The organism is Streptomyces sp. NPDC058773, assembly GCF_042746015.1.
Lineage (GTDB): Bacteria > Actinomycetota > Actinomycetes > Streptomycetales > Streptomycetaceae > Streptomyces.
This window is the reverse complement of the sequence record NZ_JBHYPE010000013.1, coordinates 26576-42547: the sequence shown is the minus strand read 5'-3', so window position 1 is coordinate 42547 and position 15972 is coordinate 26576. Positions and strand designations below refer to the sequence as shown.

At 72.2% G+C, this 15972-nt stretch carries 14 protein-coding genes; 8 read left to right on the top strand and 6 right to left on the bottom strand.

Annotation, left to right across the window (positions count from 1 at the left end; genetic code table 11):
* Nucleotides 1-15: 15 nt before the first annotated feature.
* The 3 genes from ACFW5B_RS14275 to ACFW5B_RS14265 are packed head-to-tail and all read left to right on the top strand — an operon-like array spanning nt 16 to nt 3118.
* Nucleotides 16-594 carry an ATP/GTP-binding protein gene (locus tag ACFW5B_RS14275; protein ID WP_386438384.1) on the top strand — a complete coding sequence of 193 codons (579 nt, stop codon included), beginning with the start codon at nt 16-18 and terminating at the stop codon, nt 592-594.
* Nucleotides 591-1967, top strand: a complete 1377-nt coding sequence (locus ACFW5B_RS14270; RefSeq protein WP_386438381.1) for a cytochrome P450 — start codon at nt 591-593, stop codon at nt 1965-1967. The genes ACFW5B_RS14275 and ACFW5B_RS14270 overlap by 4 nt, the downstream gene beginning before the upstream one ends.
* Nucleotides 1883-3118, top strand: coding sequence for a cytochrome P450 (locus ACFW5B_RS14265; protein ID WP_386438378.1), 1236 nt, complete (start codon nt 1883-1885; stop codon nt 3116-3118). Before ACFW5B_RS14270 ends, ACFW5B_RS14265 begins: the two co-directional genes overlap by 85 nt.
* Nucleotides 3119-3216: 98 nt before the next feature.
* On the opposite strand, the gene ACFW5B_RS14260 is transcribed toward ACFW5B_RS14265, so the two are convergent.
* The 3 genes from ACFW5B_RS14260 to leuA all read right to left on the bottom strand — a co-directional run bounded on the left by ACFW5B_RS14260 (nt 3217) and on the right by leuA (nt 7310).
* Nucleotides 3217-3915 (bottom strand): TerB family tellurite resistance protein, encoded by a 699-nt coding sequence (locus tag ACFW5B_RS14260; RefSeq protein ID WP_386438728.1) that lies wholly within the window; start codon nt 3913-3915, stop codon nt 3217-3219.
* Nucleotides 3916-4266: 351 nt separating this feature from the next.
* On the bottom strand, nt 4267-5301 hold the full coding sequence (locus ACFW5B_RS14255) for an SGNH/GDSL hydrolase family protein (RefSeq protein WP_386438374.1): 1035 nt from the start codon (nt 5299-5301) through the stop codon (nt 4267-4269).
* 230 nt (nt 5302-5531) lie between these two features.
* Nucleotides 5532-7310: a 2-isopropylmalate synthase gene (gene leuA, locus ACFW5B_RS14250; RefSeq protein ID WP_386438371.1), complete on the bottom strand. Its 1779-nt coding sequence runs from the start codon at nt 7308-7310 to the stop codon at nt 5532-5534.
* A gap of 326 nt (nt 7311-7636) precedes the next feature.
* Between leuA and ACFW5B_RS14245 the strand changes: the two genes are divergently transcribed.
* The 4 genes from ACFW5B_RS14245 to ACFW5B_RS14230 all read left to right on the top strand — a co-directional run bounded on the left by ACFW5B_RS14245 (nt 7637) and on the right by ACFW5B_RS14230 (nt 11813).
* The gene (locus ACFW5B_RS14245) at nt 7637-8725 is read left to right on the top strand and encodes a M4 family metallopeptidase (RefSeq protein ID WP_386438368.1); all 1089 of its coding nucleotides are present in this window, start codon (nt 7637-7639) and stop codon (nt 8723-8725) included.
* Between the two features lie 106 nt (nt 8726-8831).
* A complete protein-coding gene (locus ACFW5B_RS14240; protein ID WP_386438365.1) occupies nt 8832-9098 on the top strand; it encodes a protealysin inhibitor emfourin in 267 nt (88 codons plus the stop codon).
* A gap of 94 nt (nt 9099-9192) precedes the next feature.
* Nucleotides 9193-10566, top strand: a complete 1374-nt coding sequence (locus ACFW5B_RS14235) for a GH1 family beta-glucosidase (protein WP_386438362.1) — start codon at nt 9193-9195, stop codon at nt 10564-10566.
* The gene (locus tag ACFW5B_RS14230) at nt 10563-11813 is read left to right on the top strand and encodes an MFS transporter (protein ID WP_386438360.1); all 1251 of its coding nucleotides are present in this window, start codon (nt 10563-10565) and stop codon (nt 11811-11813) included. Before ACFW5B_RS14235 ends, ACFW5B_RS14230 begins: the two co-directional genes overlap by 4 nt.
* Before the next feature lie 61 nt (nt 11814-11874).
* Here the strand turns inward: ACFW5B_RS14230 and era are convergent, their stop codons facing one another.
* From era to ACFW5B_RS14215, 3 genes are all read right to left on the bottom strand, one after another.
* Nucleotides 11875-12822 (bottom strand): GTPase Era, encoded by a 948-nt coding sequence (era, locus tag ACFW5B_RS14225; RefSeq protein ID WP_386438357.1) that lies wholly within the window; start codon nt 12820-12822, stop codon nt 11875-11877.
* Nucleotides 12823-12964: 142 nt separating this feature from the next.
* Nucleotides 12965-13342 carry a cytidine deaminase gene (locus tag ACFW5B_RS14220; RefSeq protein WP_386438355.1) on the bottom strand — a complete coding sequence of 126 codons (378 nt, stop codon included), beginning with the start codon at nt 13340-13342 and terminating at the stop codon, nt 12965-12967.
* Between the two features lie 59 nt (nt 13343-13401).
* On the bottom strand, nt 13402-14292 hold the full coding sequence (locus ACFW5B_RS14215) for a helix-turn-helix transcriptional regulator (protein WP_386438352.1): 891 nt from the start codon (nt 14290-14292) through the stop codon (nt 13402-13404).
* A 90-nt stretch (nt 14293-14382) separates the two neighbouring features.
* Between ACFW5B_RS14215 and ACFW5B_RS14210 the strand changes: the two genes are divergently transcribed.
* Nucleotides 14383-15900: an MFS transporter gene (locus tag ACFW5B_RS14210; RefSeq protein WP_386438349.1), complete on the top strand. Its 1518-nt coding sequence runs from the start codon at nt 14383-14385 to the stop codon at nt 15898-15900.
* Nucleotides 15901-15972: the final 72 nt, after the last annotated feature.

Genomic DNA, 15972 nt, shown 5'->3' with positions numbered 1-15972 from the left:
GCGAGCACCGGCGGCATGTATCTCTCCGGCGAGAACCAGACACTGGTCAAGCTGCTGGTCGCGGGCCCGTTCGGGGTCGGCAAGACCACCCTCATCCGTGCGCTGTCGGAAACGCCGCCACTGCACACCGAAGAGGTCATGACCCAGACCGGCGCCTCCGTCGACGATCTCGCCGGGGTCCGGGACAAGACCACCACCACCGTCGCCATCGACTTCGGGCGGCTGACCCTGCCCGGGGACCTGGCGCTGTATCTGTTCGGCACGCCCGGCCAGAAGCGCTTCCGTCCCCTGTGGCAGGACATCGCCCGCGGCGCACTGGGTGCCCTGGTCCTCGCGGACACCCGCCGGCTGGCGGACTCCTTCGAGGTGATGGACATCGTCGAGGAGGCCGGGCTGCGCTACGCGGTCGCGGTCAACACCTTCCCCGACGCGCCCGAGTACAGCGTCGAAAAGCTCCGCGAGGCGCTCGATCTGCACCCCGACACACCGCTGGTGATGTGCGACGCCCGCGACCGGGAGCAGTCCGTCGACGCGTTGATCTCGCTCGTCGGGCACGTCCTGGCACACACCCCCGAGGAGAACCCGAACCCGTGACTTCCCCGCACCGGCCGGGAGCCGCGCCGCCACCGGGCTGCCCGGCGCACGCCGCCGCTCCGTACCAGCAGACACCTGCCGACGCCCACGCCCCGGTGAAGCTCTACGGGCCGGAGTTCGCCGCCGACCCGCACCGCATCTACGGACAGCTGCGCCAGCACGGCGCGCTGGCGCCGGTCGAGATCGCCCCGGAGGTGCCCGCACTGCTGGTCACCGACTACCGGGCGGCGCTCGACCTGCTGCACGACGACGCCACCTGGTCGAAGGACTCCCGGGAGTGGATGACCACCGTCCCGGCGGACTCGCCGGTCATGCCGATGCTGATGTGGCGTCCCAACATCTTCTACGCGGACGGGGCGGAGCACGTCCGCTACCGGGACGTCGTCGTCGACAGCTTCAAGCTGGTCGAGCCGCATGAGCTGCGGGCCCGGGTGCACCAGGCCGCGGACACCCTGATCCAGCGCTTCGGGGCGCACGGCGAGGTCGATCTGATCGGCGACTACGCGCGGCTGATCCCGCTGCTGATGTTCAACAACCTCTTCGGGATGCCCGATTCCTACAGCGAGCGGCTGATCGAGGCCATCGCGGGAATGCTGGACGGCACCTCCCCGGAGGAGGCCGCGGCGGCCAACGACGCCTTCACGAACTACATCATGGAGCTGGTCGGTACCAAGAAGGCCGCGCGCGGCCCCGACCTGACGTCCTGGTTCATGGACCACCCCAACGCGCTCAACGACGAGGAGCTGATCCACAACATCATCCTCACGATGGGCGCGGGCAACGAACCGCTCGCCAACCTCATCGGCAACGCGCTGTCGCGGATGCTCTCCGACGACCGCTACTACAACACCCTGTCCGGCGGCGCGCTGACCGCGCACGACGCCATCAACGAGGTGCTGTGGAACGACCCGCCGCTGACGAACTACTCGGCCCACTTCCCGGTCCGGGACGTCTTCTTCCACGGCACCTGGGTGCGCAAGGGACAGCTGGTGATGGTGTCGTACGCGGCCGCCAACAGCCAGTTCGACACCACCTCACTGGACACCCCCGGTTCGGGCGGCGGCTCGCACCTGGCCTGGGCGGCCGGCCCGCACGCCTGCCCCGTGAAGCGGCATGCGCTGCTGATCGCCACCACGGCGATCGAGCGGCTCACCGCCTGGCTCTCGGACATCGAACTCGCCGTGGACCCCGGCACGTTGCAGTGGCGCAACGGCGCCTTCCACCGGGCCCTCGTCGCGCTCCCGGCCCGCTTCACCCCGATCACTCCCGACCAGGCAGGAGCCACCCCGTGGCACAACAGGGACAGCAGCCCTTCGTCATCGACCCGGTCGGAAGCGACATCCACGGCGAGGCGGCCCGCCTCCGCGCACTAGGCCCGGTGGCCCGGACCGAATTGCCCGGCGGGATCGAGGCCTGGACGGTCACCAGCCACACCCTGCTCAAGCAGCTGCTGACCGATGACCGGGTCTCCAAGAACCCCCGGGAGCACTGGCCGGAGTGGCAGCGCGAGGAGATCCGCAGCAGCTGGCTGCAGTCCTGGATCGGCGTCACCAACATGTTCACCGCGTACGGCGCCGATCACCGGCGGCTGCGGAAGCTGATCGCCCCCGCGTTCACGGCCCGCCGTACCGATGCCATCCGCCCGCGGGTGGAGAGCATTACCACGGCGCTGCTGGACGGCCTCGCCGCGCACCCGGCGGGCGAGCCGCTGGACCTGCGGGAACGCTTCAACCACCCGCTGCCGATGCAGGTGATCTGTGAGCTGTTCGGCTTCCCGGAGGGCGAGCAGCGCGCCGAACTCGCACGTCTCGTCGAGGCCATCATGGACACCACCGCCACCCCGGAGCAGGCCGGTGCCACCGCGGCGGGCGTCCATGCGCTGCTGTCCGGGCTGGTCGCCGCCAAGCGCGAGAACCCGGCGGACGACCTCACCAGTCTGCTGGTCTCCGCACGGGACGACGAGGGCCGGCGGATGACCGAGCAGGAGCTGCTGGACACCCTGCTCCTGGTCATCGGCGCCGGTCACGAAACCACCGTCGATCTCCTCGGCAACGCCGTGCACGCCCTGCTGACCCACCCCGAGCAGCTCGCACTGGTGCTGTCGGGCGAGGTCTCCTGGAACGACGTGATCGAGGAGACCCTCCGCTGGGCGCCCAGCATCGCCGCGCTGCCGCTCCGCTTCGCGGTGGAGGACATCGCGATCGCGGACGGCCCGACGATCCGCAAGGGTGAGGCGATCCTGCCGGGGTACGCGGCGGCCGGGCGGGACCCCGGGTTCCACGGCGACACGGCCGGCGACTTCGACACCCGGCGCAGCCGCCAGGAGCATCTGGCGTTCGGCCACGGCGTCCACCACTGCCTGGGTGCGCCGCTGGCCCGTATGGAGGCCAGGATCGCCCTCCCGGCGCTGTTCGCGCGCTTCCCCGGCATCCAACTGGCTTCTCCGGACGAGGAGTTGGAGGCCACCGGCGGCTTCATCTCCGGCGGTCTGCGCAGCCTGCCGGTGCGGCTGGCCGCTGTGTGAACCGGCCGGTCGCCGACGGCACGCGACCCCGTCACCCTGCCCGGGTGGCGGGGTCGCGCGCTGTCCGGGGCCAGGACGGCGGTCGTGGCCGGTGTCCCTCAGGACGGTGTACGGGCCGCCGCCAGCAGCCGGCTGATCTCGGCGGGGCGCAGCATCAGGGCGGCGCCGACCGTGCTGAGCACCTCGCGTTCGGCGGGGGTGTAGGAGCCGTCGGCGAGGGCGATCCGGGCACCCTGGAGGAGGAGCGACTCCCGTCCCGCGGGAGCGAGATGCGGGGCGAGCGGCTCCAGGGCCTCGTGGAGTTCTATGGCCAGCGCGGTGCCGCAGGGGTCCAGGCCCTGGTGCCCGCAGTGGCCGCCGGTGACCGCGCCGTAGGTGCCGGTCAGCCGGGCGGTGTCGGCGGCGAGGGCGGCGAGCAGGGTCAGCAGCTCGTCCTCGGAGCAGTCGGCGAAGCCGGCCGTGCGGACCGTGTCGACGGCGGCCTCGCGGACCGCGCGGGAGGAGGTGCCGCCGGCGGCCAGCACCGCGAGGGTGACGGTGTGGACGGCGTCCCGGAGCATCGCGGAGAAGCGGAGGGTGGTGGGGTGGTCCAGGGCGTCCGGGCCGAAGTGGCCGCCGCAGGCGGAGCACTCCAGGACCGGTCCGGCGGCGCCGCGGGAGAAGAGCGGGAGGCCGAGGACGGTCAGCCGGCGACGGCCGGTCCGGCGGAGGTAGTTGCGGTCCCCGCCGCAGTCCGGGCAGAAGAACTCACCGTCGGCGACGGTCCGCCAGGACGTGCGCACGCCCATCACACACATCTTGTGCACCACGTCAGCCCTCCGTAGCTCACCCGTGACCGTCCGGACACGGGAGGTACCCCCCCATGGCCCCCTCGTCGTATTGGACGTGATGTTAGCCACATGTGTGATGCGGCGTCAGCACCTCGTACCGGACAACTGGCCGGATGCCGAAGGACCCGCCCCCGCGGAGGGTAGGGGGCGGGGCCTGTGGGCGGCGTGAAGAGCGTGGCCATGAGGCCATGGGTAACGGGTGGGCGGTTGAGTGGACCGTCCTTGACGCGGGCCCGGCTTGGCCAAAACGGTGGGGGTGCGGCGGGTCCGGGCCGGGACCGCCGTCAGCCCGCCGGGGTCATCGGCCCGCTGATGTCCTCACCCCGTCGAGATCATCAGCGCCCGGGACACCTGCTGTGTCTGGTTGTCCAGGCCTCGGGCGTTGGGGTGGACGAAGGTGCAGGCCTCGCCGGTGCCTGGGAGGGAGCGGCACAGCTCCGCGGGCGGGTCGGTCTGGTCGCCGTCACCGGTCAGGTTGTCCTTGATGCCGTACATCCACTTCGCGTCGCCGGACTCGCAGACGCCGTGTGCCGTACTCGGGCCGTAGGTGTCGACGTAGACCGCGGCGTGGTAGGCGGCGTGCTTCTCCAGCAGGGCGTTCAGGCGGAGTTCGAGGCTGTCGAGCCAGGGCATATCGCCCTTCTTGACGCTGCCGAGCTGGTTCCAGTGGCCGAAGGTGCAGCCGGAGCTGTGCGGGACGATGGCGGGATAGCCCACGACGGCGACCCGGGCGTGCGGTGCGCGTCGGCGGATCACCGACATCATGTGGGCGATGTCGGTGTCGAGCCGGGCGAACCGCTCCTCCAGCCAGGCCTCGCCCGCACCACCGTCGCTGTAGTGGTCGGTGCAGGGTTTCCGCTGCAGGGGCTTGGTGGCGCCCAGTTCGAGGCACTTGCGCACGATGGCCCCGAATCCGAGGGAGTTGCCGCCGATGCCGACGGTCACGACGTCGGTGCCGGGGCTCAACGCGTCGGCCTGCGGCGGCAGATCGGACCAGCCGCCCGCGGGCGGGATGGTCGGCGGCCCGTAGATCTTCGAGGCCGGCTGGGGCGCCAGGACCCCGTCGACCACTTCGGCGGCCCCGCAGGTCACGTCCGTCAGCGCGAATCCGAGCTGCCCGGCGACCTGGTGCGGGTAGTTGCGGCCGGAGCGGCCGCAGCCGTCGCGCTCGTCCCAGGGGCGGACGAACACTCCGGCGCTGTAGGAGTCGCCGAGCGCCACATACTGCGGGCGGTCCGCCGTCCGGGGCGGGGTCCCGGATGCCGCCGGGGCGAACGCGGAGGCCATCACGGCAAGCGAGGCGACCGCCGCGACGGCCGCCCGGGAGAGGGCGGGCATGCCGTATCTGCTCATCTGCACGTCCTTGGTGTCCGCGCCGCGGCCGGTCCGACGGGCGTCAATAACCAAAAGTACCGACGTGCTCACTCACCGTGATGTGAGCCGCAGGCAAACCCCACGTTCAGGTGGCGGGGTCGCACAACGGCGCCCCCGCGGCTCGAAGGGAGCCGCGGGGGCGCCGGAAAGGGGCGGCCGGTTGCCGGGCGTCAGCGGCCCGCGCGGTTGGGGCGGCCGGTTGCCGGGCGTCAGCGGCCCGCGCGGTTGACGGCGGAGACCACGGCCTTCAGCGAGGCGCGCGTGGTGTTGGCGTCGATGCCGATGCCCCACAGCACCTTGTCGCCGATGGCGCACTCGATGTACGAGGCGGCCAGCGAGGAGGCACCCTCGCTCATGGTGTGCTCCTGGTAGTCCAGCAGCCGCGCGTCGACGTCGATGCTCTGCAGCGCGTCGAAGAACGCCGAGATCGGGCCGTTGCCGGTGCCGACCAGCACCGTCTCCGCGCCGTCCACCTCGGCCTCGACGGTGAGGGTGTCGATGCCGTCCTTGTCGGTGGTGGTCTGGCCGTTCTTGACCTGGATACGGCCCCACGGGTTGCCGGAGTGGGGCAGGTACTCGTCCTGGAACGCCGACCAGATGGCGGCCGGGGTGACCTCGCCGCCCTCGGCGTCGGTCTTCTCCTGGATGATCCGGGAGAATTCGATCTGCATCCGGCGCGGCAGGTCCAGGTGGTGGTCGTTCTTCAGGACGTAGGCGATGCCGCCCTTGCCGGACTGCGAGTTGACGCGGATGACGGCCTCGTAGGAGCGGCCGACGTCCTTGGGGTCGATGGGCAGGTACGGGACCGCCCACTCGATGTCGTCCACGGTCTTGCCGGCGGCGGTGGCCTCGGCCTCCATGGCGTCGAAGCCCTTCTTGATGGCGTCCTGGTGGGAGCCGGAGAAGGCGGTGTAGACCAGATCGCCCGCGTAGGGGTGGCGCGGGTGGATCTCCATCTGGTTGCAGTACTCGCTGGTGCGACGGATCTCGTCGATCTGCGAGAAGTCGATCTGCGGGTCGACGCCCTGGGAGAACAGATTCATGCCCAGCGTCACCAGGTCGACGTTGCCGGTGCGCTCGCCCTGCCCGAACAGACAGCCCTCGATGCGGTCGGCGCCCGCCATGATCGCCAGCTCGGCGGCGGCGACCGCGGTGCCCCGGTCGTTGTGCGGGTGCACGGACAGGCATACGTGCTCGCGGCGGGAGAGGTTGCGCGACATCCACTCGAAGCGGTCCGCGTGCGTGGACGGCGTCGAACGCTCCACCGTGGCGGGCAGGTTCAGGATGATCTCGCGGCCCTCCTCGGGCTGCCAGACGTCACAGACCGCCTCACAGACCTCCAGGGCGAAGTCCAGCTCGGTGTCGGTGAAGATCTCCGGGCTGTACTGGTAGCCGAAGATCGTCTCGTCGCCGAGGATCTTGTCGGCGTACTCCATGACCAGCCGGGTGCCGTCCACCGCGATCTGCTTGACCTGCTCCTTCGAGCCGCGGAAGACGACGCGGCGGAAGGTGGGCGCGGTGGCGTTGTACAGGTGCACCGTGGCGCGGTGGGCGCCGCGCAGCGACTCGACGGTGCGCTCGATCAGCTCCTCGCGGGCCTGCGTCAGGACGGAGATCGTCACGTCCTCGGGGATCGCGCCCTCTTCGATGATCGAGCGGACGAACGCGAAGTCCGTCTCGCCGGAGGACGGGAAGCCGACCTCGATCTCCTTGTAGCCCATGCGCACCAGCAGGTCGAACATCTCGCGCTTGCGGGCGGGGGACATCGGGTCGATCAGCGCCTGGTTGCCGTCCCGCAGGTCGGTGGAGAGCCAGCGGGGTGCGACGGTGATGCGGTTGTCCGGCCAGGTGCGGTCGGGAATGTCCACCGCTTCGTAGCGGGAGTACTTGTGGACCGGCATCCCGGAGGGCTGCTGCAGCTGCGTGGCGTTGGTGACCGGGGTACGGCGGCCGACGGCATGACCTGCGGGGCTCGACGGATTCGTCATGGTGCGTAGGGCTCCTCGTATGTCCGCTGGGGGTCCCCCTGCTCCAGAAGAGCCAGGGAGAGGCCGACGGGGCGACAGATCGCAGCACCGAACTCCGCGGGGAGGGGGTCGGCCTACGACTACAGGCCCTCGCCGCGGCAGCTAAGGAGAAGCAGCCCGAAACGCATGATGCACAGCACCCTAGCCGAGGTACGCCCTGTCCGGCGGTCGCGTATCAGTATGCGGGACCGGACGGACGTTGTGGCTTAAATGCGACCAACCACACTTTTACGGGAATCTTGGACGCGGGCAGTGACAGCCGCATTACACAGTGCCACCGTTTGTGCATGGACCTCAACGACGCGCAGTCAGATCCCGCCACCTGCCACACGCCCGTCTTCTGCACGATCATCCCGCCGCACATCCTCGACAACCTGGCCCAGTCGGACGACCCCGAGCGGCACGAGCCCGCCCGCCGCACCCTGGAGCACGACTACGCACGGCGCACCGAGCGCCGCGCGATCGCCGCCCGCGGCGGCCTCACCCCCGGCGAGCCCGGCGCCGACGCCGACAAGCCCAACCGCACCATCTACGACGCCCGGCACCACGAGGACCTGCCCGGCAAGAAGGTCCGCAGCGAGTCCGACGGCCCCTCCAAGGACGCCTCCGTCAACCGCGCCCACGCCGGTCTGGGCGCCACCTTCGAGCTCTACCTCAAGGTCTACGGCCGCAAGTCGATCGACGGCGCCGGCCTGCCGCTCAACGCGACCGTCCACTACGGCCGGCGGTACGACAACGCCTTCTGGGACGGCGAGCGGATGGTCTTCGGCGACGGCGACAACGACCTGTTCAAGGACTTCACCATTCCCGTCGACGTGATCGGCCACGAGCTCACCCACGGGGTCACCCAGTACACCGCCAACCTCGACTACCAGGGCCAGTCCGGCGCCCTCAACGAGTCGGTGTCGGACGTCTTCGGCGTGCTGATCAAGCAGTACGCCCTGGGCCACACCGCCGACCAGGCGGACTGGCTGATCGGCGCCGACCTGCTCGGCCCGAACGTCACCGGCAAGGCCCTGCGCTCGATGAAGGCCCCGGGCACCGCCTACGACGACGACGTCCTGGGCAAGGACCCGCAGCCCGCCGCCATGAAGGACTACGTCAAGACGACCGACGACAACGGCGGCGTGCACATCAACTCCGGCATCCCCAACCACGCCTTCTACCTCGCCGCCACCGCCATCGGCGGCAAGGCCTGGGAGCGCGCCGGACAGATCTGGTACGACGTCCTGACCGGCGGCGAGCTCGGCAAGACCGCCACGTTCGCCGACTTCGCCGCCCTCACGATCAAGGCCGCCCAGGCCCGCTTCGGCACCGGCGCCGAGCACGAGGCGATGGTCAAGGCCTGGACGCAGGTCGGCATCACCGCGAAGTAGCGCCGGCACGGTGCGCGGGGCGGGATTCGACAGCGTCTTCCGCCCCGCGCACGATTACCGTGGCCTTACGGGGTAGGAGTCCGTCGAAGACGTCGGAGGAGCCGTTATGCGCATTCACGTCCATCGCACCGGAGGCTTTGCGGGCGTCGACCGCCGCGCCGAGATCGACACCTCGGGCCGCGCCGACGCCGACGACTGGAAGACCCTGGCCACCCAGGCCGTCGCCACCGCCCGCACCGAACCCCCCGTAGGGGTCCCGGACGGCTTCAGCTACCAGATCACGGTCGACGGCCGGACGGTCTACTGCTCCGACCCGCGCCTCACGAAGGAACAGCGCTCCCTGATCACGAAGGTGATGAAGGAAGGGGCGTAGCCCCCCGGGGAGCTTCACAGGGCCGCATCGGGGTCAACTCCCGTGTGCCACCGCCCCCTTGACACCGTTACCGCCGGTTACAAAGATCCGGCTCATGACGACCGAAACGGTGCCCGGAGCCCTGCCCCGCTTCCCCCGTGACTTCGTGTGGGGGGTATCCACGTCCGCGCCGCAGATCGAGGGGGCGGTGGCGGACGGCGGGCGGGGACGGTCCGTGTGGGATGTGTTCGCGGCGGAGGACGGGCGGATCAAGGACGGGTCGGATCCGCGGGTGGCGACCGGGCACTACCACCGGTACCGCGAGGACGTGGGGCTGCTGGCCGAGCTGGGGGTCGGGGCGTACCGCTTCTCGGTGGCCTGGCCGCGGGTGGTGCCGGACGGGCGCGGGGCGGTCAGCGCGGCCGGGCTGGACTTCTACGACCGGCTGGTGGACGCGCTGCTGGCGGCGGGCGTCGCACCGGTGCCGACGCTGTTCCACTGGGACACCCCGCAGGCGCTGGAGGACGGCGGCGGGTGGCTGGTCCGGGAGACCGCCGAGCGGTTCGCGGCGTACGCGGACGTCGTGGCGGAGCGGCTCGGGGACCGGGTGGAGCGGTGGATCACGCTCAACGAACCGGCCGAAGTGACCTTGCTGGGCTACGGCTTGGGACAGCACGCGCCGGGGCGGCAGCTGCTCTTCGACGCACTGCCGGCGGCTCACCACCAGCTGCTCGGGCACGGTCTGGCCGTCCAGGCGCTGCGGGCCCGTGGGGCGACGGACATCGGGATCGCCAATTCGCACGGGCCGACGTGGACGGCGAGCGCGTCGGAGGCGGACCGGGCCGCGGCCGACCTCTACGACCTGCTGCTGAACCGGCTGTTCGCGGAACCGGTGCTGCTGGGGCGGTATCCGGACGAGGCGCTGGCGGCGCTGCTGCCGGGGCCGGTCGCCGACGATCTGAAGGTGATCGCGGAGCCGCTGGACTGGTACGGGATCAACTACTACCAGCCGACGCTGGTGGGCGCCCCCGGGGCGGACGGGGCGGGGGCGGCCGACTTCGGCGGGATACGGCTGCCGCCCGAGCTGCCCTTCGCTCCGCAGGAGATCGAGGGCTATCCGCGGACCGACTTCGGCTGGCCGGTGGTGCCGGAGGCGCTCACCGAGCTGCTGCTGTCGTTCCAGGAGCGGTACGGCGACCGGCTGCCGCCCGTCGTGATCACCGAGAACGGGTGCTCGTACGAGGGCATCGACGACGCGGAGCGGATCGCGTTCCTGGACGGGCATCTGCGGGCACTGCACAAGGCGATGGCGGCCGGGGCCGACGTCCGGGGCTATTTCGTCTGGTCGCTGATGGACAACTTCGAGTGGGCGGAGGGCTTCGCCCGGCGGTTCGGGCTGGTGCACGTGGACTACGCGACGCTGGAGCGGACGCCCAAGGCGTCCTTCCGCTGGCTGCGTGACGCCCTCCGGGACCAGGCCCGGGGATGAGCCGCGCCACGGCTCCGGAGGCGCTCACGGAGCCGACGGAGCCGGCCGGGCGCGGCTGGACCGCCGCGCTGTCGCTGGCCAACGGGGCGATCTGGGTCGGGTGGTACGGGCCGCTGCAGATCCTGCTCGCCCTCCAGGCCGCGGAACTCGCGCCGCCGGGCACCGCGAAGGAGTCGGTGCTGGCGTGGGTGACGGGGGCCGGGGCCGTCGTCTCGATGGTGGCCAACCCGCTGTTCGGGGCGCTGTCGGACCGTACGGCGTCGCGGTTCGGGCGGCGCACGCCCTGGATCGTGGCGGGCGCGCTGGGCGGGGCCGGTGCGCTGGTGCTGCTGGCCGGGGCGGGCACGGTGCCGGCGATGGCGCTGGGGTGGTGTCTGGTGCAGCTCACCCTCAACGCGGCGTTCGCGGCGGTCACGGCGGCGGTGCCGGACCGGGTGCCGCACCGGCAGCGCGGGGCGGTGGGCGGCTGGGTGGGGGCCGCGCAGATCCTCGGGGTGGTGGCCGGCACGGGGCTGGCGACGGTCGCGGGCGGGGTGGCCGGGGGCTATCTGGCCTGTGCCGGTTTCGCGGTGCTGGGCGTGCTGCCGTATGTGCTGCTGCACCGGGACCCGGTGCTGCCGGCCGGGCGGCGGCCGGTGCGCGGCGTACGGGCGCTGCTCGCCGGGTTCCGGCTCAGCCCGCGCCGCCACCCCGATCTGGCGTGGGCCTGGCTGACCCGGTTCCTGGTCAACCTCGGCAACGCGCTGGCCCTGCTCTACCTGCTCTATTACCTGCGGGACGTGCTGCACCGGCCGGACCCGGACGGCGGGGTGCTGGTGCTGACCGCGGTCAACGCCGTGACCCTGCTCGGCACGGTCGTCGTCGGGGGCCTCTGGTCGGACCGGGTGGGGCGGCGGCAGCCGTTCGTGCTGTGGGCGGGGGTGCTGATGACGGTGGCGACGGGACTGCTGGCCGGGTGGCAGACCTGGCCGGGGGCGCTGTGCGCCGCGGCGCTGCTCGGGGTCGGCTTCGGCGTCTTCACCTCCGTCGACTTCGCGCTGATGACGGAGGTGCTGCCGGCCGCCGCCGACCGCGGCAAGGACCTCGGCGTCATCAACATCGCCAACGCGCTGCCGCAGGTGGCCGCCCCGGTGCTGGCCGCCCCGATCGTGCAGTACCTCGGCGGCTACCGGGTGCTGTACGGCGTCGCGGCGGCCGTCGGGCTGCTGGGGGCGCTGCTGGTGCGCAGGATCCGGGGCGTGGCGTAGGGCGCGGGCGCCGGGCGTGAGCGTCGGGCCCGGCCCGCGGGGCGCCGGCCCCGGAGCGGGCTCAGAAGCCCAGCTTGCGCAGCTGCTTCGGGTCGCGCTGCCAGTCCTTGGCGACCTTGACGTGCAGATCCAGGAAGACCGGCGTGCCCAGCAGCGCTTCGATGTGCTTGCGGGACTTCATACCGACCTCCTTGAGCCGCTTGCCCTTGGGGCCGATGATGATGCCCTTCTGGCTGGGGCGCTCGATGTAGACGTTGGCGTGGATGTCGAGCAGCGGCTTGTCGGCGGGGCGGTCCTGGCGCGGCAGCATCTCCTCGACGACCACCGCGATGGAGTGCGGCAGCTCGTCGCGGACGCCCTCCAGCGCGGCCTCCCGGATCAGCTCGGCGACCATGACCTGCTCGGGCTCATCGGTGAGATCGCCCTCGGGGTAGAGCGGCGGGCTCTCCGGGAGCATCGGGACCAGCAGGTCCGCGAGCAGGGACACCTGGGCGTCGCCCACCGCCGAGACCGGGATGATCTCCGCCCATTCGATGCCCAGCTCCTTGCCGAGCTGGTCGATGGCGATCAGCTGGGCGGCCAGCGCCTTGTTGTCGACCAGGTCGGTCTTGGTGACGATGGCGACCTTGGGGGTCTTCTTGATGTCGGCCAGCTCACCGGCGATGTAGCGGTCGCCGGGGCCGATCTTCTGGTCCGCGGGCAGGCAGAAGCCGATCACATCGACCTCGGACCAGGTGGTGCGGACCACGTCGTTGAGCCGCTCACCCAGCAGGGTGCGGGGCTTGTGCAGACCCGGGGTGTCGACCAGGACCAGCTGGGCCTCGGGGCGGTGCACGATGCCGCGGACGGTGTGGCGGGTGGTCTGCGGGCGGTTGGAGGTGATGGCCACCTTCGTACCGACGAGCGCGTTCGTCAGGGTCGACTTGCCCGCGTTGGGACGGCCGACGAAGCAGGCGAAGCCCGCGCGGTGCGGGGCGGAGGACTCGGTACGAACGCTCATGGCGCCCATTCTCCCCGATCCCGGGCGCGCCTCCGACCATCCCTGCCCGGAGCCGGCCGGGTGCGGGCGCGGACGGCGCGGGGCGGCCCTCCGGTCCCGGCGGGCCGCCCCGTACGCCGTCGTGCGGCCGCCGTCGAGCGGGCGGCCCGGCTCAGGCCGGCGTCCCGCCCGCCGGGACCGTGCTGCGCAGGGCGCCGTCGAGGCCCGCGACCAGCACCGGCGTATCGGGGCCGCCGAGGTCCCGTACGGCCGCACGGTCCGCGTCGGCCGCGCTCCCGGCGTCGGTGACCACGGCCGCGGCCTCCAGGGACGTGGCCCCGCTCGCGACGGCCATCGCGACGGCCGTCTGGAGCGCGCTGAGCTTCAGCGAGTCCAGGGCGACGGTGCCGGCGACATAGGTGCGGCCGGTCTCGTCGCGGACGGCGGCGCCCTCCGGCACGCCGTTACGGGCCCGCGCCGAACGCGCGAGCGTGATGATCTTGCGGTCTTCGGGGTCCAGCGGTGCGGCTTCGCTCATACGGGCGAGCATATGCGGGGCGGCGCCGGACGGGGCAAGGGGCGGCGGGGCCCGACCGGCCCCGGCGGGCGTCAGCCCGCGACCGAGGACATCCCGCCGCGCCGCCCCTCCGGAGAGGTGAGCCACTCCAGCCTGGCCGCGGTGTCCGTCTCCGGACGCGGGTTGTGCAGCACGATATTGAGATCGGGCCGGACCGGAATCCGCAGCTGGGTGGTCTCGAAGAGCAGGGCGCCGACGAGCGGATGGTCCAGCTCCTTGTGGAGCGTCCCGCCGTCCTGCACATCGCCGCGCCCCCACAGCTCGGCGAACTCCGCGCTGAGCGCCGAGGCCTCCCGGACCACCTCGTCGAAGCCCTCGTCACCGGGCCGCGCCGACCACGCGGCCCGGTACTGCGCCACGAGCGAGGGGGCGTTCGCCTCCCAACTCGCCGCCCGCGCACGGTAGACGGGGTCGGTGAAGAAGGCGATCAGGCAGTTCGTCGAGACTCCGGGGCGGCCGTGGCCGAGCACCAGCCCCGCCGCGTCGTTGTGGGCGACGAGGTTCCAGTAGGGGTCCATGATGTGCGCCGGGTACGGCATCCAGGCGTCGATCAGCCGCTGCAGGCCGGCGCAGACCTCGGTGTCGCCCAGCTCCTCGGCGTCCTGCCGCAGCGGTGGGTTCAGCCCGGCCAGGACGTACAGATGCCGGCGCTCGGCGCCGCTGAGCCGCAGCACCCGGGCGACCGCGTCCAGCACCTGCGGCGAGACGGTGATGTCGCGGCCCTGCTCCAGCCACTGGTACCAGGAGGCGCCGACCCCGGCGAGGACGGCGACCTCCTCGCGGCGCAGACCCGGAGTGCGGCGCCGGCCGCCGTCGGGCAGCCCCGCCTCGGCCGGGGTGACCCGGGCACGGCGGCTCCGGAGGAAGTCACGCAGTTCCTGGCGCCGGCGCGCGGTGCCCCCGGTCGCGGTGTTCAAGGCCACGTGTCTCCCCCTGTCGGCGTGGCTGGTGGTGCGGACACCACGATAAGTTCCCGCTCCCCACGCGGTCTTCCGGGGCCGCAGCCTCGTTCCATGCCGACAACCGACACCGTTCCCGCCTCCGGCACCCCGGAGGCCGGCCCCACAACGGCCGCCGCCCCGCGCCCCGTTCCCGGCTCCGCGCCGGCCGCCGCCCCGGCCGGCCCGCGGCTGACCGGCCGCGCCAGGCTCATCCTGCTGCTCCTGTGCGGCGCGCAGTTCGTCATCGCCCTCGACTTCTCCATCCTGAACGTGGCGCTGCCCGTGCTCGGCCGGGACCTGGGGATGGACCAGGCCGACCTGCAGTGGGCGGTCACCGCGTTCGCCCTGCCCTCCGGCGGCTTCCTGCTGCTGTTCGGCCGGATCGCCGATCTCTACGGGCGGCGCCGGCTGTTCCTCATCGGGCTCGGGCTGTTCACCGCGGCCTCGGTGCTGGCCGCGCTGGCCTGGTCCCCCGCGGTCTTCCTGGCCGCGCGGGCGCTCCAGGGCCTGGGCGCGGCGGTCATCGTGCCCACCGGGATGTCGCTGCTCACCACCACCTTCGCCGAGGGCCCGCAGCGCGAACGCGCGCTGGGCATCAGCGGCACCGTGCTCTCGACGGGCTTCACCATCGGCATGGTGCTGGGCGGGGTGATGACCGACGGGCTGGGCTGGCGCTCCACCATGGGACTGCTGTCCGTGGCCGGGGTGGCGGTCCTGGCGGCGGCACCGCTGCTGCTGACCGAGTCGCGGCATCCGCAGCGGCCGCGGATCGACGTACCCGGCGCGGTCACCGTCACCGGCGGGCTGCTGTCGCTGATCTACGCCCTGTCGACCGCCGCCGAGCAGGGCTTCGGCCGCCCGGACGTGCTGGTCACGCTGCTCGCGGGCGTGGCGCTGCTGGCCGCGTTCGTGCGGGTGGAGTCGCGGGCCGCGCAGCCTCTGGTGTCGCTGCCGATGCTGCGCCGCCGCACCGTCGCCTGGGGCAATCTGGCGGGCCTGACGACCTTCGCGATGATGAGCGCCGTCATCTTCCTGCTGACGCTCTACCTCCAGGAGGTGCTGCGGCTGTCCGCGTTCCGTACCGGGCTGGTCTTCGGGGTGCAGGGCGTGGTCTCGGCGTTCGCCGGTCTCGTCGCGCCGAAGGTCATCGCCCGGCTCGGCGCCCGCCGCACCCTGCTGACCGGGCTGCTGCTCCAGGCGGGCTTCACGGCCGCGCTGCTGGGGCTGGGCACCGGCGCGGGGATGTGGCTGGCCCTGACCGGGGTGACGCTGGGCAGCCTCGGCCATCTGTGGGCGATCATCGCCTACGGCGTGACCGCCACCTCGGGTGTGCCGGACGACGAACAGGGCCTGGCCACCGGGCTGGTCAGCAGCTCGCAGCAGGTCGGCATCACCGTCGGCATCCCGCTGCTGAGCGCGGTCGCCTCGGCGCGGATCGCCGCGCTGCGGGCGGACGGCAGCGGCTTCGCCGAGGCCACGCTCGGCGGTATCAAGCTGGGACTGGGCCTGGACGCGGCGCTGGTGGCGGCGATCGCGCTGCTGGTGGCGGCGGGGCTGCGGACGGCCCGGACGGCGGTGCGCCGCGGCTGAGGGAGCAGGCCCGGGAAGAAGGCCTGGAAAAAGGTGGTTGCCCCGGTCCCCCGCTCCGGGGCAACCTGCGCT